Genomic DNA, 22,037 nt, shown 5'->3' on the forward strand with positions numbered 1-22,037 from the left:
CGGTATGACCGACGCGGAGTTCACCTGGCTCGACCCCGACACCGTCCAGATCCGCCAGCCGAAGACCTCCCACTGGGAGGCGCCGTTCCTGTTCCTGCTGTTCGGCCGCGACCGATCGCTCCTGCTCGACACGGGGGCGACGACCGACGAGGCGGTGTTCCCGCTGCGCCGCACGATCGACGAACTCACCCAGGACTGGCTGCGCCGCCATCCTGCGCGCTTCGTGCGGCCGTACCCCCTCGTCGTCGCGCACACGCATGCGCACCGCGACCACATCGCCGGTGACGCCCTGCTGGCCGATCGCCCGGCGACGACCGTCGTCGGAACCACCGCGGCCGAGGTGATCGGCTTTTTCGGATTCCGGTCGTGGCCGGCCGAGATCGTCGGCTTCGACCTGGGCGACCGGATGCTCGACCTGATCGGCGCGCCCGGCCACGAGCCGTCGGCGGTGGCGTTCTTCGACCGCGCGACGGGCATCCTGTTCACGGGCGACACGATCTGCCCCGGCAACCTCTACGTGCGCGATCGCCCCGACTTCGTGCGCACCATCGAGCGGCTGATCGCGTTCCGCGACGGGTCGGCGGTGCCGGTGCGCACGCTGCTCGGCGCGCACGTCGAGATGTCGAACGAGCCGGGCGTCGACTACCCCTCCGGCACGGTCGATCAGCCCGACGAGGCCCCGCTGGCGATGCCGCCGAGCATCCTCGACGAGGTGCGCGCCGCCCTCGACGAGCCGGGCGACCGGGTGGTGCGCGACCGCTTCATCGTCGTGCACGACGGGTGACCGCCGCGGCACGCACCCACTCGTAGACGACGAGCACCGGCTTCAGAGGCGCGAACTCGCCGGGCCGGTAGTCCCGCGCGCGGCGCAGTCGCGCAGCGACCTCCGGGGCCTGTTGCGCCAGGTACCGCCGTGCCCGCAGGGCGTGGAAGGTGTTCGACGCGATTTTGACCGAGGGCGCGGCACCGATGAGCGGCAGCGAGAACCGGATGTTCTCCCAGGTCGAGCGCGCCTGCTCCTCCAGCACGACCCGGTCGGCCGGCACACCGAGCACCGCGGCGGCGTACTCCGCCATGAGTGCGGCCTCGGACCGCTCCGTCCGCGTCGCGGCACCGGAGAACAGGAAGGTGGCCGTTCGCGGGTCGACCGACCGCACCGCGATCCTGGTGCGCCAGCGCTGCACGGCGTTGACCCGTCCGCTGCTGCTTGACGCGAAGCCGAGCACGAGCACGACCTCGCCCGGCTCGCGGATCGCCGGGTCGAGACGGCCGAGCGGCAGCGCCTGCACGGACGCGCGCCAGGTGAGCCACTCGCTCGCCGCCAGCACAGCGGACGCGCCGAGGGCGGCGCCGATGCCGACGGCGACGGCCCTGCGTGGCGTGGTTCTGTGGTGCCTGCCCATCCCCCCATTCGATCATGCGGGCGCACTCGGCGCAGACACGCGCCTTAGGCTGACGGGATGAGCATCCACACCCTTGCCGACGGGTCGGCGCCGACCGTCTCCGAAACCGCCTTCGTCGCCCCGGGAGCAGTACTGGCCGGACGCGTGCGGCTGGGCGAGCGGGCGAGCGTCTGGTACAACGCCGTGCTGCGCGCCGAGTCGGAGGACATCGTGGTCGGCGCACGCAGCAACATCCAGGACAACGTCTCGTGCCACGTCGACGCCGGCTTCCCCCTGACCGTCGGCGACGACGTGTCGGTGGGGCACAACGCGGTGCTGCACGGCTGCACGATCGAAGACAGCGTGCTGGTCGGGATGCACGCGACGGTGATGAATGGCGCGGTGGTCGGCGCCGGATCGCTGCTCGCCGCGGGCACCCTGGTGCTCGAGGGCGCGATCATCCCGCCCGGATCGCTGGTGGCGGGCGTGCCGGGAAAGGTGCGCCGCGAGTTGACCGACGAGGAGCGCGCGGGTGTGCTGCGCAACGCGGCCGCCTACCTGGAGATCACCGAGGCGCACCGGCCGCGCTGACCGGGACTAGACCTCCGAGGGCTCCACCGGCCCCGGCTCGCCGCCGGTGAGCCGCACCAGTTCGTCGAAGGTGGTCGGGAAGACCGTGTGCGCGTGCCCGGCGGCCGCCCAGACCTCCGGATAGCCGGCGAGCGCCACGTCCACGACCGTGCGGATCGGCGCCGGGTGGCCGACGGGCGCAACGCCGCCGATGGTCTGACCGGTCGCCGCCTTCACCGTCTCGGGGTCGGCCCGGCGGATGCGGCCGCCGAGGCGTTCGCCGAGGAACGCGGTGTCGACCCGGTGCGCGCCCGAGGTCATGACGAGCAGGGGCTCGTCGTCGAACGTGAACACCAGGGAGTTCGCGATCGCGCCCACCTCGATGCCGAGCTCGGCCGCCGCGGCTACCGCCGTCGGCGTGGCCGTCTCGAACCACCGGATGCGCGGCTCGACGCCGCCGTCGCGCAGCGCCTGCTCCACGCGCTGAACCGCGCGGTGCGTGCGCTCCCGTTCGGCCTGCTCGCTCTGCTCGCCCACGCCCTGCTCGCCCACGCTCTGCTCGCCCACGCCCGGCTCGCCCACGCTCTAGACCTCCAGCGAGCGCTCGGCCGACTCGACCACGTTCTGCAGCAGCAGCGCGCGGGTCATCGGGCCGACGCCGCCCGGGTTCGGCGAGATCCACGACGCGACCTCGGCCACGTCGGGCGCGACGTCGCCCGCGACCCGGCTCTTGCCGGTCTCCGGGTCTTCGATGCGGCTGACGCCGACGTCGAGCACGATCGCGCCCGGCTTGACGTTGTCGGCGGTGACCAGGCCGGCGACCCCCGCAGCGGCGACGATCACGTCGGCACGCCTCAGGTGGGCGTCCAGGTCGACGGTGCCGGTGTGGGTCAGGGTGACGGTGGCGTTGATCTCGCGGCGGGTGAGCAGCGAGCCGATCGAACGGCCGACGGTGACACCGCGGCCGACCACGACCACGTCCTTGCCCTTCAGGTCGATCCCGTGACGCAGCATGAGGTCGATGACACCGCGCGGGGTGCACGGCAGGGGCGTGGTGATCGGTCGGCTCACGTTCAGCATCAGGCGGCCGAGGTTGGTCGGGTGCAGCCCGTCGGCGTCCTTGGCGGGGTCGACGAGTTCGAGGATCGCGTCGGTGTCGATGTGCGGCGGCAGCGGCAGCTGCACGATGAAACCGGTGCAGTCGGGGTCGCTGTTGAGCTCTTCGACGACGGCCTCGAGCTCGGCCTGCGAGATGTCGGCGGGCAGGTCGCGGCGGATCGACGAGATGCCGACCTCGGCGCAGTCGCGGTGCTTGCCCGCGACGTACCACTGCGAACCGGGGTCGTCGCCGACGAGCACCGTGCCGAGCCCGGGCACGACACCGCGCTCACGCAGGGCGTCCACCCGCTCCTTCAGTTCGGCCTTGATCGCCGCTGCCGTCTTCTTGCCGTCCAGGATCTGTGCGGTCATGTCTCGGCGCCGTCTCAGATCGAGGAGGGGAGCTCGACCGGGAAGGCGTCCTGCCCCGACGGGGTGAGGCCGGGGTAGAGGGGGAACGCGGCCGTCAGCGCGCCGACGCGTGCGCGCAGGGCTCCGGTGTCGGCGCCCGGCTGCAGCGCGGCGGCGATGATTTCGGCGACCTCGGTGAACTGCACGTCGCCGAAGCCGCGGGTGGCGAGCGCCGGCGTTCCGATGCGCAGACCCGAGGTGACCATCGGCGGGCGCGGGTCGAACGGGACCGCGTTGCGGTTGACCGTGATGCCCACCTCGTGCAGCACGTCCTCCGCCTGCTGGCCGTCGAGCTGCGAGTGGCGCAGGTCGGCGAGCACCAGGTGCACGTCGGTGCCGCCGGTGAGCACGTCGACGCCGCCTGCGCGCGAGTCCTCCGCCGTCAGACGGTCGGCCAGGATCTGCGCGCCGCGGATGGTGCGCTCCTGACGGTCGCGGAACTCGTCGGTGGCGGCGAGCTTGAACGCGGTCGCCTTGGCGGCGATCACGTGCATCAGCGGGCCGCCCTGCTGGCCGGGGAAGACGTTGGAGTTGAGCTTCTTGGCCAGCTCCATGTCGCGCGCGACGATGAAGCCCGAGCGCGGGCCGCCGATCGTCTTGTGCACGGTGGAGCTCACCACGTCGGCGAACGGGACGGGCGACGGGTGCAGCCCAGCGGCGACGAGACCGGCGAAGTGCGCCATGTCGACCCAGAGCTTGGCGCCGACCTCGTCGGCGATCGCACGGAAGGCGGCGAAGTCGAGGTGACGCGGGTACGCGGACCAGCCCGCGATGATGACCTGCGGCTTGTGCTCGAGCGCCTTGTCGCGCACGACGTTCATGTCGACGAGGAAGGTCTCCGGGTCGACGCCGTAGGAGACGGCGTTGTAGAGCTTGCCGGAGAAGTTGAGCTTCATGCCGTGGGTGAGGTGACCGCCGTGGGCGAGTTCGAGACCCAGGATGGTGTCGCCCGGGGTGGCGATCGCGGAGAGGACCGCGGCGTTCGCGCTCGCACCGGAGTGGGGCTGGACGTTGGCGTACTCGGCGCCGAACAGGCTCTTGGCACGGTCGATCGCCAGCTGCTCGGCGATGTCGACGTACTCGCAGCCGCCGTAGTAGCGACGGCCGGGGTAGCCCTCGGCGTACTTGTTGGTGAGCACGCTGCCCACCGACTCCAGGATGGCGCGGGGGACGAAGTTCTCGGACGCGATCATCTCGAGGTAGTCGCGCTGGCGGCCCAGCTCGAGCTGCAGCACCTCGGCGATCTCGGGGTCGACCTCGGCGAGCGGGGCGGTGAACGTCGAAGGAAGTGTGTCAGTCAAAACCGGCTCCTTTTATGACAGGGGTGGACAGATAATCCGTATCGACCCAGGCGCGCGGCCGAATCCACCCGATCTGATCAAGGCTCCGTGTCGCTTCCCAATGGTGACCATTTGAGCGCCAGTCGCGACGATCGCAAGCATAGCAAAGCCCGAACGCGCTCTCGGGCCTTGCCCTTTAGTTAAGAGCCCTGCAATACTCGCTGATGGTCGTCCAGCGGGCGGGCAGCGTCGGCCTCTCTCACCAAAGCTCTTACCCAGCAGAAGGAGAACGCGTGCCCGCAGGCGAGCCGATCCCGGTCATCCCCCGTCCCGTTTCCGCCGAGTCCGTCGACGGCGCACCGTTCACACTCCGGCCGGGCGCCCGGGTCAGCGTCGCCGGCGCAGGAGCCGGAGAAGTGGCCGAGCTGCTGCTGGCCGAGCTCGCCTCCGACTGCCGCCGCGACCTCACGGTCGTGCACGAACCACCGGCCTTCGGCGACATCGCCATCGTGATCGCCGAGGACGAGGTGCCGGAGGACGCCCGTGCCGAGGGCTACAACCTGGCCGTCACGGCCGAGGGCGTCCGCATCGGTGCCGCGAGCGCCGCCGGGGCGTTCTGGGGCGTGCAGACGCTGCGCCAGCTGCTCCCGGTCGAGTGCGCCTCGGACCCGCTGACGATCGAGCCGGTGATCATCCGCGACCGGCCGCGTTACGCGTATCGCGGGGCGATGCTGGATGTCGCCCGCCACTTCTTCGCGCCGGCCGAGGTGCGCCGTTTCATCGACGCGATCGTGCTGCTCAAGATCAACCACCTGCACCTGCACCTCACCGACGACCAGGGCTGGCGCATCCAGATCGAGCGCTGGCCGAACCTGACCGCGCACGGCGGCTCGACCGGCAGCGACGGCAGCGCCGGCGGCTTCTATACGCAGGACGAGTTCCGCGAGCTCGTCGCCTACGCGGCGGCCCGCCACGTGACGATCGTTCCCGAGCTCGACATGCCGGGACACACGAACGCCGCCCTCGCCTCGTATCCCGAGCTCACTCCGTCGGGCGTCGCCCCGGCGCTCTACACCGGCTCCAAGGTCGGCTTCAGCACGCTGCAGGCCGACGACGTGCGCACGTGGGAGTTCATCGACGACGTGGTCGGCGAGGTCGCGGCGCTCACCCCCGGCCCCTATCTGCACATCGGCGGCGACGAGTGCCTGAGCACCTCCCCCGGTGAGTTCCTGCGGTTCATCGCCCGCGCGACGGCGATCGTCGCCGATCACGGCAAGACGCCGGCCGGCTGGCACGAGATGGGCAAGAGCGACGCGCTCCCCGACGGCACGATCGGCCAGTACTGGGACTTCCTGACGCCGCGGGAGAGCGCAGGCGACGAGACGCTCTCGTTCGTGCGCCAGGGCGGCTCGGTGATCATGTCGCCCGCCGACGTCTCCTACCTCGACATCGTGTACGAGGAGGGCGACCGCCTCGGGCAGGACTGGGCCGACGGCCCCACGAGCATCCGGCAGTCGTACGAGTGGGACCCGGCACGCATCGTGCCCGGGCTCGGCGACGCGCACATCCTCGGCGTGGAGGGTCCGGTCTGGACCGAGACGCTCGCCACGATCGACGACGTCGAGGAGATGGTGTTCCCGCGCCTCGCCGCGGTCGCCGAGGTGGCGTGGTCACCGGCGCCGGCCGACACGGCCGACGTGGAGAGCGTGCGGGACTTCGGGGACTTCGCACCGCGGCTGGCCGCACTGGGCGCGCACTGGGCGGCCGCGGGCACGAACTTCCGCCGGGTGCCGGAGATCGCCTGGCACGAGCACGCGTCCGTCTGACGCAGCCAGGCGCCGCGCTCAGGGGTAGCCGAGGAACCAGAGCAGGAAGATCGCGACCGGCTGCAGCGCGATCCCGGTGATCAGCACGGTCATCCTGGCGCGCCGGTTGTGCGTCAGCCCGCGGGCACCCGCCAGGGGATACAGCGGCATCAGCAGCCGGAACAGGCTCTCCTGCGGCAGGAACACGGCGAACAGGTAGAGCGCGTAGCTCGCCGCGAACGCCACCACCTCCGTGCCGAGTGCCCGGATGCTCGGCCGCCGCAGCAACCAGACGTAGCCGACGATCGCCGCGACCACCAGCACGGCGCCGATCACGCTGGCGTACCGCCAGGTGAACAGGAACCAGGGCGTCATCGGAACGAAAGCGACCCGGCCGACGAAACCTGTCCACCAGGAGAGCTCGGTCTGCAGGTAGGCGCCGGGGAAGCCGGTGACGGCGGACGCGATGAGCGGCCAGGCGAGGCCGGCAACGGCGGTCACGCCGGCGGTCACGATCATCGCCACCCGTTCGCGCCACCGGAAGGCCTCACCGCCACCCCGCTGCTGCACCAGGCGCACGATGAACAGGATGCCGATGGTCAGCGGAAGCGCCAGCTCCCCCGGCTTGGTGAACGCCGCAGCGACGCCCAGTGGGATGACCCACCAGTAGCGGCGCGACATGATCGCCCAGAGCGAGGCGAACAGCAGGAAGAAGAACATCGACTCGGCGTACGCCACCTGCAGGATGAACGAGAGCGGCCCGAAGCAGAAGAAGACGGCGGTCCACAGCCCGCTGGTGGCGCCGACGCGGGACGCGACGAGCCGGTAGAGCACGAGTGCGGCGGCGGCCCCGAAGAGCGTCGCCACGATCACCCCGGCCTGGTAGAACGCGAGCCCGGTGACGAACATGACGCCGCTGACGATCCACGGGAACAGCGGCAGGAACGCCCAGGCGTTCGGCACCACGTTGCCGGAGCCGTCGGTGGGGATCGACGACGGGTACCCCATCTCGGCGATCTGCCGGTAGAACGAGGCGTCCCACGAACCGGAGAAGGTGAAGAAGGTCGGGTCGGCGCGCGAGCTCGCGAAGCTCCAGTCGCCGGCGGACGCGGTGAGGAACAGCGTGAGCATCAGGGTGGTCGTGAAGACGCGCGACGCGAGGAAGATTCCGAGCACCACGATCCACCAGCGGTGCTGTCGTGCCCCGAAACGGATGGTCGAGGGCGCCAGCGCGATCCTGTCGATGAGCACGCCGCCCTGCTCCTCCACTCCGTGCGTTTCCAAACCCGCGCAGACTCCCGAAATCGAGTGCGCGCCCCCTCACGAGATGGTACGCCGGGTCGAGGGTCAACCCGCAATCGATCGGACCCGAAAACGTACAGGAACGGAGCGCCCGCATCGCGCCACACGGCGCGGGCGCTCCGTTCCGGCCTACTTGACGCTGCCCTGCGTGAGACCGCCGACCAGGCGCTTCTCGATCAGCATGAACAGCACCACGACCGGGATGACCGCGACGATCGACACGGCGAAGACGTACTGCCAGGCCGCGTCGTACTGACCGACGAACTTGGTCAGCGCGACCGACAGCGGCTGGTTGCCGTCGGTGGACAGGATCACCAGGCTCGCCGCGAACTCGTTCCACGACGCCACGAAGGTGTAGATGATCGCCGTGACGATGCCGGGCCAGACGAGCGGCAGCTGCACCCGGAACAGCACCGTCCACTTACCGGCGCCGTCGAGCTGGGCGGCCTCGTCGACCTCCTTCGGCACCCCCGCGAAGAAGTTGTGCATGATCCAGATCGCGAACGCCAGGTTGAACGCGGCGTTGATGAGGATCATCGCGAGCCAGGTGTCGTTGAGCCCCAGGGCCACCATCTCTTTGAAGAGTCCGGTCGCGAGCACCGTCGGCTGCAGCATCTGCGTCACGATCACCAGGAAGAGGAAGACCCCACGCCCCGGAAAGCGGAACCGCGCCGTGTAGTACGCAGCGGGAACGCAGACCAGCAGCACCAGCGCGGTGGCGAAGACCGAGATGACGATGGTCGAGATGAGGTTCTCGGGCAGCGGGGTCTCCGGCGTCGACCACATGGTGAGGTAGTTCTCGGGATGCCAGGTCTTCGGCAGGTAGCTGGGCGGCACCGCGAGGATGTCGTCCCGGCTCTTGAACGACCCGATCAGCATGATCAGGTAGGGCAGCACGAAGATCAGCGCGATGACCAGGCCTGCGACCATCCGGCCGGCGATGCGCCCGGTGAACCGGCCTTCCTGCTGCCGACGTCGCGCCGGCTTCACGGGGGTGTCAGCGCCGGCGAGCGCCACGGGGGCGGGGGCGGTCATGAGACCTCCTTCATCGGCTTGACGATCCACAGGTAGAGGGCGACGACCACCAGCACGATCAGGAAGTTGATCACGCTCAGTGCGCTCGACAGGTCGATGCGCTGCTCGTTCTGCAGGAGCTTGAACACGTAGGTCGTGGTCGTGTCCGCCTTGTAGCCGGGGATCGATCCGGTCATGAGCTTGAGGATCGGCAGCGAGTTGAACACGTTGATGATGTTGATCAGGCTGGCGAGGGCGATCGCGTTGCGGAGGTTCGGCAGCGTCACGCTGAAGTACGTGCGCGCCGGTCCCGCGCCGTCCACCTTGGCCGCCTCGAGCATGTCGCCCGGGATGCCGGCGAGACCCGCGAGCAGGGTGTAGGTCGAGAACGGCAGCGACACGAACACCGCGATGGCGATCGACGACAGGAACGCGGGCAGTGGCTCCTTGGTGAAGCCGAACGGCTCCGACAGGAGGTGCACATCGACGAGGAACTTGTTGATGATGCCGTAGAACGGGTCGAGACCGTAGACGAACACGGTCGTCGTCATGACGACGCTGGCCGCCCACGGGATCAGGATGGCCATCCGCACCCATTGCCGGCCGGGGAAGTTCTTGTTGAGGAACTGGGCGAGCGCGAGGGAGATGACGACCGTGATCACGACGACGGACACCACCCAGAACAGGGTGTTGAGCAGGATGCCGGGGAGCTCGGGGCGCGCGAGCACCGTGAGGTAGTTCTGGAACCCGACGGAGCCGTGGTCGACGCCGGCGACCGAGATCTTGCGGGTGGAGTTGAAGATCATGTAGCCGGCGGGGAACAGCACGACGCCGAAGATCAGGATGAGGGCGGGCAGGGTCCACGGAACCGCGTGCCACAGGTCGCCGGGTGTTCCGCCGGGCCGTGGCCGTCCGCTCGCCCCGCGACGGGGACGGCCGGTGGCCGCCCCCGTCGGGGTCTTCTCGATGGTGTCACTCATACTGTTGCGGTTACTTGCCGTCGGCCTTCGCCTGAATCGACTTCAGCAGGTCGGCCGGGTTCGCACCCTGGCCCAGCTGCCCGATCTGGCTCTGGATGGCGCCCTGCGCCGCAGCCCAGTCGGGGTTGGTCGACGGGTAGAACTTGGCGTCGGGGAGCAGGTCGAGGAACGGCTTGATGGTCTCGTCGGAGGCCATCGCGTCGGCACCGGTCTTGGTCGTGGGCAGGAAGCCCTCGGCGCCGACCCACTTGCTGTAGACGGGCGCGCTGTAGAAGTAGTCGAGGAACTTCTTGATCGAGGCCGTCTTGTCGGTCTTGTTCTTGAACGCCATCAGGTGGTCGGCGACGCCCAGGGTGAACGAGGAGCCGTCCTTGGTCGGGATCGGAGCGATGCCGTACTTCAGGCTCGGGTTCTTGTCCTTGATCTGGCCGACGATCGGCGGGAGGCCGATCTGCATGCCGATCTTGCCCTGGATGAAGACGTTCATCAGCGGCGTGCGGTTGGTCGAACCGGGGTTCGCCTCGGTGACGCCGGACGTGATGATCTTCTGCATCTCGGTGGCACCGGCGACGTTCTCCGGGCTGTCGATGGTCAGCGTCTTGGCGTCGCCGTAGCCACCGCCGGCACCGTAGAACCAGATGGCGGTCTCGGCCTGCGCCTCTTCGCTGCCGAGCGGCATGCCGTACCCGGTGGTGCCGGAGGCCTTCAGCTTCGCGGCGTCGGTCTCGAACTCCGCCCAGGTCTTGGGCGGCGCGCTGATGCCGGCCTTCGCGAACGCGTCCTTGTTGTAGAACAGGGCGCGCGCCGAGGCGATGAACGGAAGCCCGTACTGGGTGCCGTCGATGCTCGCGTTGTCCTTGAACGCGGTCTGGAAGTCGTCGAGCGTCTTCGCGGACACGACGTCCTTGGCCGGGTAGAGGAGGTCGTCGGCCGCGAAGCCGGCGAACGCGTCGATGTTCAGGATGTCGGGCTGCTTGCCCGCGGCGACCTTGGTCTTGATCACGTTGTTGATGTCGGTCCACGACTCGACATCGAGGTTCACCGTGATGCCGGAGTTCTTGGCCTCGAAGTCCTTGATGATCTGCTGCCACTCCGCCTTGGTGTTGTCGGAGTAGCTGGCGACCATGAGGTCGAGTGACTGGGAGCCGCCCGACGCGCTGCCGCCGGATCCGCCGCTGAAACCGCAGGACGCGAGCGTCATGGTGGCGGCCGTCGCGACTGCGACAGCGGCCCCCCACCGCAGAGACTTCTTCATTGACTTCCTCACTCTCGAATGGAACGAACCGTCGCTGAATGCGAAGTATCTCTGCGCGGCGGTGCGTCGGGGATGATGCTTTATGACTCATTTGTGCCGCAAATAAACATTTGCGTTCAATTGATGATCGATCATTGCGCGCTGGTGATCTCACGTCAAGGAACCGCGCAGACATCGTTACACGGCGTTTACACGGCCGTCCCCAGACGGACTCGAAGCGCCAAATAACGATTGAAGATGATTACTAGACAGACATATCGCTCATAAGCGATCATTGACACATCATTGGCGACAGACGACGAGGAGACGACGCTGTGACGCAAGCCACAAACCGCGGAGCGCACATGGAAGCGGAGCTCCGTTCGCAGCCGGAGACCTGGGCGCGCGCGGCCGAACTGCGCGCCGAGCAGAAGCTCCTCCCGGCCGCCGGGCAGCGCGTCGCGGTCGTCGGCTGCGGCACCTCGTGGTTCATGGCGCAGTCGTACGCCGCACTCCGCGAGACCGCGGGACTCGGTGTGACCGACGCGTTCGCCGCCTCCGAGACGCCTGGCGCGTCCGCGCCGTTCGACACCCGCGACTACGACGCGATCGTCGCGATCACCCGCTCCGGCACGACGACCGAGGTGCTCGAACTGCTCGACGGACTGCGGGCATCCGGCAACGCGGCTCGCACGATCGGCATCGTCGGCGATCCGGAGACGCCGCTGGTCGACCTCGTCGACGATGTCGTGAAGCTGCCCTTCGCCGACGAGACGTCGGTGGTGCAGACCCGGTTCGCGACGACGGCGCTCGCCTTCGTGCGCGCGTCGCTGGGCGACGACCTCGACGCCGCCATCCGCGACGCTGCTGCCGCGATCGACGAGACGCTCGACGACGCGCTGATCGGCGCCGACCAGTACACGTTCCTCGGCGCCGGCTGGACCGTCGGGCTCGCGCACGAGGCCGCGCTGAAGATGCGCGAGGCCTCGCAATCGTGGACCGAGTCCTACCCGGCCAAGGAGTACCGCCACGGCCCGATCGCCATCGCGGCCCCCGGCCGGGTGAGCTGGATGTTCGGCGACGCTCCCGAGGGACTGGCCGCCGACGTCGCGCTGACCGGCGCACGGTTCGAGAACGCTCCCGTCGACCCGCTGGCCGATCTCGTCCGCGCGCAGCGCGTCGCCCTCGCGCGGGCCCGCCGCTTCGAGCTCGACCCCGACCGTCCCCGCAACCTCACCCGATCTGTCATCCTGGCCTCGTGAACGCAGAGTCGCCAGCAGCGCCGCCCTCCCCCGGCCGCACCGGCAGCGCCCCCGGCCGCACCGGCACCGTTGACCTGGGCGCCGGCAGCGCCGTGCTCGCCTTCGACGTCGGCGGCACCGACATGAAGGCCGCTCTGATCGACGCCGGCGGCACGATCCTCGGGCTGGAGCGCATCCGGACCCCGCAGGACGGCGACCGCACCGCCGATCTCGTCGTCGACGCCGTCGTGAGGTCGTCCGCGCGGTTCCGCGCCGCGCATCCGGAGATCGAGCCGCGCGCCATCGGGCTGCTCGTACCCGGTCACGTCGACGACGAGGCGGGCATCGGCGTCTTCTCCGAGAACCTCAGCTGGCACGACTACCCGTTCCGCGACCGCGTCGCCGCGGCGGTCGGCCTGCCGGTCTCGTTCAGCCACGACGTGCGCGGCGCCGGCGAGGCCGAGCACCGCCTCGGCGCAGCGGCTCCGTTCCGCGACGTCGTCGTGATGGCGATCGGCACCGGGATCGCCGGCGCCATCTTCATCGGCGGCGTGCTGTACGCCGGCGGCGGCATGGCCGGCGAGATGGGGCACTCCCGCGTCGCCGACGGTCCCGAGTGCGCCTGCGGCGGCCGCGGCTGTCTCGAAGCGGTGGCCTCGGCCGCCGCCATCGCCCGGCGCTACACCGGGCGCACGGGCACGCCGGTCGCGGGTTCCAAAGAGGTGCTCGAGCGCGCGCAGGCGGGCGACGCTGACGCGCAGTTCATCTGGGAGAGCGCGCTGGATGCGCTGGCCCTCGACCTCTCGCACACGGTCGCGCTGCTCGCGCCGGAGGCCATCGTCATCGGCGGCGGCCTCTCGCAGGCGGGACCGGCCCTGTTCGAGCCGCTCGCCGAGCGACTGGATGCGCTTCTCACGTTCCAGCGCCGACCCCTGCTGCTGCCCGCGAGCATCGGCGAGGACGCCGGTGTGATCGGCGCCGCCTTGCGGGCACGAGATCTGGTCGACACCCTGACGCCGGTGGAGCAGCAACCCCGCGCGGGGCTGGAGGTGTCCGCGTGATCCTCACCGTGACGCCCAATCCGGCGATCGATCTCACCTACCGGGTGCCCATGCTCGACGTCGGCGAGTCGCATCGCGTCGCTCCCCCGGCGGTCCGTGCCGGCGGCAAGGGCCTCAATGTCGCGCGGGTGATCGCCCAGACCGGCGGCGCCTCCTTCGCTCTCACGACCGCGGGCGGACCGGCCGGCGTCCGGCTCGGAGACGACCTGCTCTCGGCGGGGCTGCCGCACGAGCTGGTCCCGGTCGCGAGCCCCACCCGCAGCAGTGTCGCGATCGTCGACGACGCCTCCGGGCTCACCACCATCTTCAACGAGACCGGCGCCGCGCTCACTGAGGCGGAGTGGATAGCGCTGCTGGACGCCGCCGAGCGCCTGGCCGTGCCCGCGAGCTGCCTGGTCGCATCGGGCAGCCTGCCGCCGGAAGCCCCGGGCGATCTCTACGCGCGATTGGCCGGGATCGCCGCGGCCCGCGGCATCCCGAGCATCATCGACGCCATCGGTCCGGCGCTTCTGCAGGCGGCGGAGGCCGGCGCGACCGTGCTGAAGCCGAACCGCCGCGAGCTCGCCGAGACGACGGGCGAGAGCGATCCCGTCGCGGGGGCGACGCGGCTCCTCGAGCTCGGAGCCCGACTCGTGATCGTCTCGTTGGGCGAAGACGGGATGATCGGTGTCGCGGCTGACGCGCCCGGCCGTCCCGTGCACGCCCGGCTGCCGCAGGCGCTCCGCGGCAACGCGACCGGCGCCGGTGACGCAGCCGTCGCCGCAGTCGCGTCGTGCCTCGCGGCCGGTGTCGGCGAACTGTCCGCCATCCTGTCGCTGGCCACCGCGTGGTCCGCCGCCGCCGTGCTCGCGCCGCTTGCCGGCGAGCTCGATCCGTCGTACTCAGCGCTCGAAGACGCGGTGCAGCTCTCCGGCTGAACGGCCGACCCGCCCGCGCGATCACCGCCAGCACCCACGACCCACGCTTCACGCCAACGCTTCACGACCCACCGCCCGACCCACCGCCCGACGAACCACCTGACGATCCGGAAAGCCGCCGATGCCTCTCGTACCCACCGCCGACCTGCTGAACGGCGCCGTCTCCCGGCGCACCGGGCTCGGCGCCTTCAACGTCATCCACCTCGAGACCGCGGAGGCGCTCGTCGCCGCCGCGGAGGACGCGGGCCTGCCCGTGATCCTGCAGATCTCGCAGAACTGCGTCGGCTACCACGGCGGACTGGAGCCGATCGCCCGCGCGACCCTGGCCGTCGCCGCGGGTTCACAGGCGCCGGTCGCCGTGCACCTCGACCACGCGGAAGACGAGGAGCTGACCCGCCAGGCGATCGACCTCGGCTTCGGCTCGGTGATGTTCGACGGCGCGAAGCTCCCCTACGAGCGGAACGTCGAGGCCACCGTGCGGGTCGTCGAGTACGCGCACGCCAACGACGTCGTCGTGGAGGCCGAGCTCGGCGAGATCGGCGGCAAGGACGGCGCGCACGCTCCCGGGGTGCGCACCGATCCGGATGAGGCGCGACGGTTCGTCGACGAGACGGGCGTCGACGCCCTCGCCGTCGCGGTCGGCAGCTCCCACGCCATGACAGAACGGACCGCCTCTCTCGACCTCGGCCTGATCGGGCGCCTGCACGCGGCTGTCCCCGTTCCCCTCGTGTTGCACGGCTCTTCCGGGGTCGCGGATGAGACGATCGTGTCGGCGATCCGTTCCGGGATCACCAAGGTCAACGTCTCCACCCATCTCAACGCCGCCTTCACGGCTGCCGTGCGGCGCACCCTGGCCGAGCATCCCGAGATGGTCGATTCGCGTCGCTACCTGCGCGAGGGACGCACCGCGGTGACGGCCGAGGCGGCACGCCTCCTCACGCTTTTCGCCGTGACGGAACCCGCGCCAGAAGGAGCCAGAAGCTGATGACGACGCCTGCCGAGCGCTGCGCGAGGCTCCACCGATGAACCGTGCCGAGCGTCTGAACGCCGTGCTCGACCTGCTGGCAGAGTCCGGGCAGGTCGACGTGGACGACCTCGTGCTCAAGCTCGACGTCTCTGCGGCCACCGCGCGACGCGACCTCGACGCCCTCGCGTCGCAGCAGCTGCTCACCCGCACGCGTGGCGGGGCCATCGGTCAGTCCGTTGCGTACGACCTGCCCATCCGGTACAAGAAGGAGCAGCACGCGCCGGAGAAGCTGCGGATCGCACTGGCGGCCAGCGCGCTCGTTCCGCGCGGCGCGGTCGTCGGCCTCTGCGGCGGCACGACGAGCACGGCCGTGGCGACGGTGCTCGGGTCGCGACCCGACCTGATGGAGCCGTCCCCGCATCCGAACCTCACGGTCGTCACCAATGCGATCAACATCGCCGCGCAGCTCGTGATGCGCCCACAGATCAAGACGGTCGTCACCGGGGGCGTCGTGCACGCCCGCTCGTACGAGCTGGTGGGGCCGTACAGCGACGTGGTGCTCGAGAAGATCACGATGGACATCGCATTCATCGGCGTGAACGGCATCGACCCGGTCGTCGGCGCCACCGTGCACGACGAAGGCGAGGCGAGCGTGAACTCGCTGATGGCCCGGCGCGCCACCCGCGCCGTGGTCGTCGCCGACTCCTCCAAGATCGGCCGCAAGGCCTTCGCGACGCTCGGCGGACCGAAGATCCTCACCACGCTCATCACCGACGACGGCATCACCGCCGAGCAACGCGCCGAGTTCGCCGACCACGGCGTCGAGGTGATCGTCGCGTAATGGGCACCGCTGACACAGGGCGTCCGGACTCCGGCGCGCACCCCGCCCCCGGTACGCATCCGGTCCCGGGAGCGCATCCTGTCACGGTCGTCCACTCGGCCAGGATCGTCACCGGCGGGCGCGTGCAGAACGACGGCTGGGTGCGGTTCGAGCACGGCCGCGTGGCCGCGACCGGGACGGGGAGCGGCTGGCGCGAAGGCGGCCTCGTGTCGTCGGAGGCAGGGGCGTCCGCCGACGTGGTGGATGCCGAGGGAGCCTGGCTCACCCCGGGCTTCATCGACATCCACAACCACGGCGGAGGCGGCGCCGCCTTCGACGACGGACCGGACGCCATCCGCACCGCCCTCGCGCTGCACCAGCAACACGGTACGACCCGGTTCGTGATCTCGCTCGTGACCGCTCCCGTCGACGCGCTCGCCGGGCGCGTGGCCGCCGTCGCCGACCTCGTCGAGACGGACGAGCGCATCCTCGGCTCGCACCTCGAGGGGCCGTTCCTCGACGTGGGTCACAAAGGCGCGCACGACCCGGCGCTGCTGCGCTCGGCGACGCCCGACGACATCGCTGTGCTCGTGGGGGCCGCCCGCGGGACCCTCCGCCAGATCACCCTCGCCCCCGAACTCCCGGGCGGGCTGGATGCGGTGCGAGCCTTCTCGTCGGCCGGCGTGGCCGTGGCGGTCGGACACACGGGCGCCGACTACGACCAGACGCTCGCGGCCTTCGACGCCGGCGCGAGCATCCTGACGCATGCCTTCAACGGCATGGACGGCATCCACCACCGCGCGCCGGGCCCGGTCGCGGCCGCCGCGCGCACCCACGGCGTGACGCTCGAGATCATCAACGACGGCATCCACGTGCATCCGGAGGTCGTGAGGATGACGTTCGCCTCGGCCCCCGGCCACGTCGCGCTGATCACGGATGCGATGGCCGCCGCGGGCTCAAGCGACGGCGACTACGTGCTCGGCTCGCTCGGCGTGACGGTCCGCGACGGCGTCGCCCGCCTCGCCGACGGCGGCTCGATCGCCGGATCGACCCTCACGCTCGACGACGCTCTCCGCCGCGCCGTGCGCGAGGTCGGTCTGCCCGTCGAGGACGCCGTGCTCGCCCTCACGGCCACGCCCGCGCGCGCGATCGGCCGCGGCCACGACCTCGGCGGCCTCGCCGCGGGCTACGCCGCCGACGCCGTGCTGCTCGACGCCGACTTCCACATCCGGCAGGTCTGGACGGCCGGAGCCCCCCTTCGTCCCACTCCGTTGAGGGGCGGCAAACGCGTCTAAACACGCCGACGGAGCCTGCGTTCGCCACCCCTCAACGATGCATGAGCGCGCCCAGCGCGCCCGGCGTGCCCGCCCGAGACTCCGTGGCGGTGCCTGGTTATCCACAGTCCGGCACCGATCCGGATTCGTGAACGGTCACTTGTTGTCGCTTGCCGGCCGGGATAGCCCTCCTACGCGACAACTACTGACCACTCACTCCGGGCTCAGCCGAGGTGAGGGCGCATAGGTGGGGGAGCTCGGTGCGGGCCGGGCTCAGGCGGCGAGGGCGCGCGCCCGCGTCATCCGGCCGATCACGAACACCAGTGCCAGCGAGACCACCAGCAGTCCGATGTAGAAGTACGGCAGCACCAGCAGGCCGCCGAGGTCGAAGATCACCGAGCCGAGCAGTGCTCCGCCGCCGATCCCGATGTTGAACGAGGTCGTGTAGAGCGCGCTGGCCGTGTCGCGGAACGCGGGGGAAGACGTGTGCAGCAGACGGGTCTGCAGCAGCGGCGGCAGGGCGCCGAAGGCGAGACCCCACAGCACGAACGCGCTGATGGCCAGGATGGGCACCGCCGCGAAGACGGCGAGCGCCGCGACGGCCAGTCCGGTCACCACGAGTGCCAGCACCAGCCCGAGCTGCGGACGCGGACCGAAGACCGATCCGGCGATCACGAGGCCGGCGGCCCCGGCGATGCCGTAGAAGAACAGCAGTCCGCCGACGCTCGCGGCGGGCACGCCCATCGCATCGGTGAGGAACGGCACCACGAACGTGTAGAAGGAGTAGTGGCCGATCATGGTGACGGCCGCCACCAGGCACACCATGATGACGGCGACGATGGTCGGGTCCTTCGGGCGGGCGACGCCGCGCTCGCGTTTGGGGTGCGCCTCGTCGTCGCGCTCGACCTTCGGCAGGAACTTCCACACGACGGCCGCGCCGACGAGCATGAGCACCGCCAGGAACACGAACGACAGCCGCCAGCCGAACAGGTGACCGGCGAAGGTGCCGAGCGGCACGCCGAAGACGAAGGCCAGCGTGCCGCCGCCGAGGGTGATCGAGACGGCGCGGCCGATCTGCTCCTTGGGCACGAGGTGCCCGGCGTAGGCGCCGACGATCGACCAGAACATGCCGTGCGCGATGCCGCCGATGATGCGCGAGACGACGACGAACGTGTAGTCGGGCGCGATCGCGGTGAGCAGGTTGCTGATCGCGAGCACCACGAGGATGCCGACGATCATCCCGTGCCGCGGCCACCGCCGGGTGAGGGCGGTCAGCGGCGTGCTGGTGATGACGACCGTGAAAGCGAAGACCGTCACCAGGAGGCCGATCTGCGCCTCGCTCACGCCGAGGGACGCGCTCATATCGGGCAGCAGCCCGGTGGGGATCATCTCGCTGGTGACAGAGAGGAAGACGGCCCCGGCGAGCGCGATGAGCCCGACCCAGGGGAATTTCTGTACGGTCTTGAGTGGCGACGTTGAAGTGGCAGACATGACGAAGCTGTCCAACGAACGGCGTTCCCCGCACGGTTCGGGTTCTCCACGAACGGCAGGTCGACTACGCGCTGATGTGCGCGCCCAGGGCCGCTCGAGAACCGGCGACCACGGAACAGTTTACCGGATGCCCGCGGTCGCGCGCTGGGAGTCCGTGATCTCGATCAGCGGGGCGTACAGCGCCATCGCGTCGAGGGCGCGCTGGTGGTCGGCGTCGCTGAGCCCCGCGCACGCATCGGCGGCGACCCTGACCCGGATGCCCGCATCCGCCGCGGCGAGCGCCGTCGACAGCACGCAGCAGTCGGTGGAGACGCCGGCCAGCACGATGTCGTCGCTCCCGTCGATGGCGTCCGCGAGCGCCGCGCCCCACTTGCCGAACGTCGTCTCGGTGACGACCCGCGGCCCGTGCCCGGCCTCGGCCTCGGCCTCGGCCAGCGCCGTACCGAACGGCTCGACGAGATCGTAGAGCGGATCATCCGGCGCCACGAGCGCGAACGGCCACTGCTCGTAGTACGGCACCCACGCACCGACCGGATGCTCGGGCGCGACGAACCGGGTGAAGACGACGCGCTCCCCGAACGCCGGGAGCATCCGCTCGATCGTCACCGCCGCCTCGGCGAAGCGCGGCGTGAACCAGTCGCTCGCCGGGTCGCCGAAGATCCGCTGCATGTCGATGACGACCAGCACCGGATCGGTCACCGCTCCTCCTGGCTGCGCACGGCCCTCGCCGAGAAGATCACGGTGCCGAGGTACCCCACCAGCAGCGCGACGAGCACGCCGAGGTTCGCGAACGCCCAGTCGCCCTCCTTGCCGCCGAGCCCGAACGGCGCGAGCAGGTAGCCCTGCCAGGCGAGCCACGGCGCATACGTGTTGGTGACCAGCCCCCAGCCCAGCACGGTGCCGAGCACGATGAGCCCGATCGGCAGCCAGCGCACGCTCCCGTACCGTCCGCGCGCGTCGTAGAGCTCCTTCTCGGCGTAGTCCCGCTTGCGCAGCTGGATGTCGGCGATGAAGATGCCGCACCACGCGGCGATCGGCACGCCGAGCGTGATGAGGAAGCCCTGGAAGGGGCCGAGGAAGTCACCGGCGAAGAACACGACGTAGATGGCGCCGGCCGTCATGATCACGCCGTCGATGCCCGCCGCGACGAACCGCGGCACGCGCACCCCGACGCTGAGCAGCGCCAGCCCCGAGGAGTAGATGTCGAGCACGGCGCCGCCGACCAGGCCGAGCACGGCGACGATCACGAACGGCACCAGGAACCAGGTGGGCAGCAGCGAGGCCAGTGCGCCGATCGGGTCGGCCGCGATGGCGGTGTTCAGCTCCTTCGACGAGCCCGCGAGCAGGATGCCGAAGATCAGCAGGATGACCGGAGCCAGCGACGACCCGAACGTGGTCCAGCCGACGACGCCGGAACTCCGCGTGGCCCGCGGGAGGTAGCGCGAGTAGTCGGCCGCCGCGTTCACCCAGCCCAGGCCGAAGCCGGTCAGCATGAACACGAACCCGCCGATGACGTGCGGCACATCGCCGGCCGGCAGCGCGGCGACGGCTCCGAGATCGATGTGGCCGAGCACGAGCACGATGTAGACGACGGTGAGCACGCCGGTGACGATCGTGATGATCATCTGCATCCGCATGATCAGGTGGAACCCGATGACGCCGCCGACGATGATGAGCGCGGCCACGACGATGAGCGCGACGACCTTGGTCGCGATGCCGCCCTCCCAGCCCAGCTGGGTGAAGACGGTCGCCGTCGCGAGCACGGCGAGCGCCGTGAGCACCGTCTCCCAGCCCACGGTGAGCAGCCACGACAGCAGGGAGGGCACCCGGTTCCCGTTCACCCCGAAGGCCGCCCGGCTCAGCACCATCGTCGGCGCCGACCCGCGCTTGCCCGCGAGCGAGATGAACCCGCAGAGCAGGAACGAGATGACGATGCCGACGACACCGACGATCGTCGCCTGCCAGAAGGAGATGCCGAAGCCGAGCAGGAAGGAGCCGTACGCGAGGCCGAACACCGACACGTTCGCGCCGAACCACGGCCAGAACAGGTCACGCGCGCGACCCTTGCGCTCACTCTCGTGGATGGTGTTGAGACCGTTCAGCTCCACTCCGAGCGCCTGAGCGGGCGCGGGGGGCGCGTCGGGTCTGTCCTCGCCAAGGCTTGTCATGCACCGATCCAACTTCACCGCGCCCCTCCCCGTCAATGGCGGCGGATGGCACGCGAGCAGTACGACGAGGGCCTCGCCAAACCAAGGACGCGGATCCCGCTACCCTGAACGGGTGAACGACACCACCGCGAACGCTGCCGCCGAGGCCCAGCCCAACCACTGGGTGCTCACCTTCAGTTGTGCCGACAAGCCGGGCATCGTGCACGCCGTCAGCGGCGCGATCGTCGCGGCCCGCGGCAACATCACCGAGAGCCAGCAGTTCGCGAGCAGCGACACGGGCCGCTTCTTCATGCGCCTGCAGGTGGAGTCGGAGGCGACGCGCGACGAGTTCGAGCAGGCGCTCGCGCCCGTCGTCGCGAGGTTCGGGATGTCGCACAAGGTCGACAACGTCGGTCGCCCGCTGCGCACCCTGGTGCTCGCCTCCACCGCCGCCCACTGCCTCAACGACCTCCTGTTCCGTCAGCGCGCCGGGCAGCTGCCGGTCGAGCTGCCCCTCGTGCTCTCCAACCACGGGACCCTGCGCGACCTCGCCGGGTTCTACGGCGTGCCGTTCGAGTCGCACCCCGTCACGGATGCGGCGAGCAAGGCCGCCTTCGAGGCGCGCGTGCTCGAGGCGGTCGATGAGCACGACATCGAGCTCGTCGTACTGGCGCGCTACATGCAGATCCTCTCCCCCGAGCTCTGCGCGCGCCTCGCCGGGCGGGCGATCAACATCCACCACTCGTTCCTGCCTGGCTTCAAGGGCGCCAACCCGTATCGCCAGGCGCACGCCCGCGGCGTCAAGCTCATCGGGGCGACGGCGCACTTTGTGACGAGCGACCTCGATGAGGGTCCGATCATCGAGCAGAACGTCGTGCGCGTCGACCACTCGCGCAGCGTCTCCGAACTGGTCGCCATCGGCCAGGACGAGGAGAGCCGCACGCTCACCCAAGCGGTGAAGTGGTTCGCCGAGGACCGCGTGCTGCTCGACGGCGCGCGCACGATCATCTTCCGCTGAGACGGGCGAGACCGCACGGGGCCGC

Annotated in this window: 21 protein-coding genes and 1 riboswitch; of the genes, 10 read left to right on the forward strand and 11 right to left on the reverse strand. The window is 70.2% G+C overall.

Going from position 1 to position 22,037, the window contains the following annotated elements; genetic code table 11:
• The first annotated feature begins 4 nt into the window (after positions 1-4).
• Positions 5-784 carry an MBL fold metallo-hydrolase gene (locus tag PKE84_RS02435; protein WP_271175599.1) on the forward strand — a complete coding sequence of 260 codons (780 nt, stop codon included), beginning with the start codon at positions 5-7 and terminating at the stop codon, positions 782-784.
• Here the strand turns inward: PKE84_RS02435 and PKE84_RS02440 are convergent.
• Positions 762-1,403, reverse strand: a complete 642-nt coding sequence (locus tag PKE84_RS02440; RefSeq protein ID WP_271175600.1) for a YdcF family protein — start codon at positions 1,401-1,403, stop codon at positions 762-764. The two genes, PKE84_RS02435 and PKE84_RS02440, sit on opposite strands and share 23 nt — an antisense overlap.
• 57 nt (positions 1,404-1,460) lie before the next feature.
• On the opposite strand from PKE84_RS02440, the gene PKE84_RS02445 reads away from it, so the two are divergent.
• Positions 1,461-1,973 carry a gamma carbonic anhydrase family protein gene (locus tag PKE84_RS02445; protein WP_271175601.1) on the forward strand — a complete coding sequence of 171 codons (513 nt, stop codon included), beginning with the start codon at positions 1,461-1,463 and terminating at the stop codon, positions 1,971-1,973.
• 6 nt (positions 1,974-1,979) lie between these two features.
• On the opposite strand, the gene PKE84_RS02450 is transcribed toward PKE84_RS02445, so the two are convergent.
• Genes PKE84_RS02450 through glyA form a run of 3 tightly spaced genes read right to left on the reverse strand, consistent with a single transcriptional unit; the run spans position 1,980 to position 4,762 of the window.
• Positions 1,980-2,489 (reverse strand): YbaK/EbsC family protein, encoded by a 510-nt coding sequence (locus tag PKE84_RS02450; protein WP_373877105.1) that lies wholly within the window; start codon positions 2,487-2,489, stop codon positions 1,980-1,982.
• A gap of 48 nt (positions 2,490-2,537) precedes the next feature.
• Positions 2,538-3,422: a bifunctional methylenetetrahydrofolate dehydrogenase/methenyltetrahydrofolate cyclohydrolase gene (locus PKE84_RS02455; protein ID WP_271175602.1), complete on the reverse strand. Its 885-nt coding sequence runs from the start codon at positions 3,420-3,422 to the stop codon at positions 2,538-2,540.
• A 14-nt stretch (positions 3,423-3,436) separates the two neighbouring features.
• Complete coding sequence (gene glyA / locus PKE84_RS02460) at positions 3,437-4,762, reverse strand: serine hydroxymethyltransferase (protein WP_271175603.1); 1,326 nt, start codon at positions 4,760-4,762, stop codon at positions 3,437-3,439.
• A gap of 37 nt (positions 4,763-4,799) precedes the next feature.
• A riboswitch (ZMP/ZTP riboswitch) is annotated at positions 4,800-4,898 on the reverse strand.
• 136 nt (positions 4,899-5,034) lie between these two features.
• On the opposite strand from glyA, the gene PKE84_RS02465 reads away from it, so the two are divergent.
• On the forward strand, positions 5,035-6,567 hold the full coding sequence (locus PKE84_RS02465; RefSeq protein ID WP_271175604.1) for a beta-N-acetylhexosaminidase: 1,533 nt from the start codon (positions 5,035-5,037) through the stop codon (positions 6,565-6,567).
• Positions 6,568-6,585: 18 nt separating this feature from the next.
• On the opposite strand, the gene PKE84_RS02470 is transcribed toward PKE84_RS02465, so the two are convergent.
• From PKE84_RS02470 to PKE84_RS02485, 4 genes are all read right to left on the reverse strand, one after another.
• Positions 6,586-7,830, reverse strand: a complete 1,245-nt coding sequence (locus PKE84_RS02470) for a putative hexosyltransferase (RefSeq protein ID WP_271175605.1) — start codon at positions 7,828-7,830, stop codon at positions 6,586-6,588.
• Positions 7,831-7,977: 147 nt separating this feature from the next.
• Positions 7,978-8,883, reverse strand: coding sequence for a carbohydrate ABC transporter permease (locus PKE84_RS02475; RefSeq protein WP_271175606.1), 906 nt, complete (start codon positions 8,881-8,883; stop codon positions 7,978-7,980).
• Complete coding sequence (locus PKE84_RS02480) at positions 8,880-9,842, reverse strand: carbohydrate ABC transporter permease (RefSeq protein WP_271175607.1); 963 nt, start codon at positions 9,840-9,842, stop codon at positions 8,880-8,882. The genes PKE84_RS02475 and PKE84_RS02480 overlap by 4 nt, the downstream gene beginning before the upstream one ends.
• Positions 9,843-9,852: 10 nt before the next feature.
• Positions 9,853-11,097, reverse strand: coding sequence for an extracellular solute-binding protein (locus PKE84_RS02485; protein ID WP_271175608.1), 1,245 nt, complete (start codon positions 11,095-11,097; stop codon positions 9,853-9,855).
• A 344-nt stretch (positions 11,098-11,441) separates the two neighbouring features.
• Between PKE84_RS02485 and PKE84_RS02490 the strand changes: the two genes are divergently transcribed.
• The 6 genes from PKE84_RS02490 (at position 11,442) to nagA (ending at position 17,377) form a co-directional block, all read left to right on the forward strand.
• Complete coding sequence (locus PKE84_RS02490; protein ID WP_271175762.1) at positions 11,442-12,338, forward strand: SIS domain-containing protein; 897 nt, start codon at positions 11,442-11,444, stop codon at positions 12,336-12,338.
• Entirely contained in the window at positions 12,335-13,378 is a 1,044-nt protein-coding gene (locus PKE84_RS02495; RefSeq protein WP_271175609.1) for an ROK family protein, read from the forward strand. The genes PKE84_RS02490 and PKE84_RS02495 overlap by 4 nt, the downstream gene beginning before the upstream one ends.
• Positions 13,375-14,295, forward strand: a complete 921-nt coding sequence (locus PKE84_RS02500; protein ID WP_271175610.1) for a 1-phosphofructokinase family hexose kinase — start codon at positions 13,375-13,377, stop codon at positions 14,293-14,295. Before PKE84_RS02495 ends, PKE84_RS02500 begins: the two co-directional genes overlap by 4 nt.
• 121 nt (positions 14,296-14,416) lie before the next feature.
• Positions 14,417-15,280, forward strand: coding sequence for a class II fructose-bisphosphate aldolase (locus PKE84_RS02505; RefSeq protein WP_271175611.1), 864 nt, complete (start codon positions 14,417-14,419; stop codon positions 15,278-15,280).
• A 37-nt stretch (positions 15,281-15,317) separates the two neighbouring features.
• Complete coding sequence (locus PKE84_RS02510; protein WP_271175612.1) at positions 15,318-16,103, forward strand: DeoR/GlpR family DNA-binding transcription regulator; 786 nt, start codon at positions 15,318-15,320, stop codon at positions 16,101-16,103.
• Positions 16,103-17,377 carry an N-acetylglucosamine-6-phosphate deacetylase gene (gene nagA, locus PKE84_RS02515; RefSeq protein ID WP_271175613.1) on the forward strand — a complete coding sequence of 425 codons (1,275 nt, stop codon included), beginning with the start codon at positions 16,103-16,105 and terminating at the stop codon, positions 17,375-17,377. Before PKE84_RS02510 ends, nagA begins: the two co-directional genes overlap by 1 nt.
• A 252-nt stretch (positions 17,378-17,629) precedes the next feature.
• On the opposite strand, the gene PKE84_RS02520 is transcribed toward nagA, so the two are convergent.
• The 3 genes from PKE84_RS02520 to PKE84_RS02530 form a co-directional block, all read right to left on the reverse strand.
• Positions 17,630-18,847 carry an MFS transporter gene (locus tag PKE84_RS02520; protein WP_271175614.1) on the reverse strand — a complete coding sequence of 406 codons (1,218 nt, stop codon included), beginning with the start codon at positions 18,845-18,847 and terminating at the stop codon, positions 17,630-17,632.
• A 120-nt stretch (positions 18,848-18,967) separates the two neighbouring features.
• Complete coding sequence (locus PKE84_RS02525) at positions 18,968-19,546, reverse strand: cysteine hydrolase family protein (RefSeq protein ID WP_271175615.1); 579 nt, start codon at positions 19,544-19,546, stop codon at positions 18,968-18,970.
• A complete protein-coding gene (locus PKE84_RS02530; protein WP_271175616.1) occupies positions 19,543-21,015 on the reverse strand; it encodes a purine-cytosine permease family protein in 1,473 nt (490 codons plus the stop codon). Before PKE84_RS02530 ends, PKE84_RS02525 begins: the two co-directional genes overlap by 4 nt.
• A 112-nt stretch (positions 21,016-21,127) precedes the next feature.
• Between PKE84_RS02530 and purU the strand changes: the two genes are divergently transcribed.
• A complete protein-coding gene (gene purU / locus PKE84_RS02535; protein WP_271175617.1) occupies positions 21,128-22,012 on the forward strand; it encodes a formyltetrahydrofolate deformylase in 885 nt (294 codons plus the stop codon).
• The last annotated feature ends 25 nt before the right edge of the window (positions 22,013-22,037 follow it).

Origin of the sequence: Leifsonia poae, from assembly GCF_027921845.1 — a bacterium.
GTDB lineage: Bacteria > Actinomycetota > Actinomycetes > Actinomycetales > Microbacteriaceae > Leifsonia > Leifsonia poae.

What these genes read in the sequence shown, in the direction of transcription:
- PKE84_RS02435 (WP_271175599.1), top strand. Translation starts at nt 5, where the DNA reads ATGACCGACGCGGAGTTCACCTGGCTCGACCCCGACACCGTCCAGATC.
- PKE84_RS02440 (WP_271175600.1), bottom strand. Translation starts at nt 1,403, where the DNA reads ATGGGCAGGCACCACAGAACCACGCCACGCAGGGCCGTCGCCGTCGGC.
- PKE84_RS02445 (WP_271175601.1), top strand. Translation starts at nt 1,461, where the DNA reads ATGAGCATCCACACCCTTGCCGACGGGTCGGCGCCGACCGTCTCCGAA.
- PKE84_RS02455 (WP_271175602.1), bottom strand. Translation starts at nt 3,422, where the DNA reads ATGACCGCACAGATCCTGGACGGCAAGAAGACGGCAGCGGCGATCAAG.
- PKE84_RS02475 (WP_271175606.1), bottom strand. Translation starts at nt 8,883, where the DNA reads ATGACCGCCCCCGCCCCCGTGGCGCTCGCCGGCGCTGACACCCCCGTG.
- PKE84_RS02480 (WP_271175607.1), bottom strand. Translation starts at nt 9,842, where the DNA reads ATGAGTGACACCATCGAGAAGACCCCGACGGGGGCGGCCACCGGCCGT.
- PKE84_RS02485 (WP_271175608.1), bottom strand. Translation starts at nt 11,097, where the DNA reads ATGAAGAAGTCTCTGCGGTGGGGGGCCGCTGTCGCAGTCGCGACGGCC.
- PKE84_RS02490 (WP_271175762.1), top strand. Translation starts at nt 11,442, where the DNA reads ATGGAAGCGGAGCTCCGTTCGCAGCCGGAGACCTGGGCGCGCGCGGCC.
- PKE84_RS02505 (WP_271175611.1), top strand. Translation starts at nt 14,417, where the DNA reads ATGCCTCTCGTACCCACCGCCGACCTGCTGAACGGCGCCGTCTCCCGG.
- PKE84_RS02510 (WP_271175612.1), top strand. Translation starts at nt 15,318, where the DNA reads ATGAACCGTGCCGAGCGTCTGAACGCCGTGCTCGACCTGCTGGCAGAG.
- nagA (WP_271175613.1), top strand. Translation starts at nt 16,103, where the DNA reads ATGGGCACCGCTGACACAGGGCGTCCGGACTCCGGCGCGCACCCCGCC.
- PKE84_RS02520 (WP_271175614.1), bottom strand. Translation starts at nt 18,847, where the DNA reads ATGTCTGCCACTTCAACGTCGCCACTCAAGACCGTACAGAAATTCCCC.
- PKE84_RS02530 (WP_271175616.1), bottom strand. Translation starts at nt 21,015, where the DNA reads ATGACAAGCCTTGGCGAGGACAGACCCGACGCGCCCCCCGCGCCCGCT.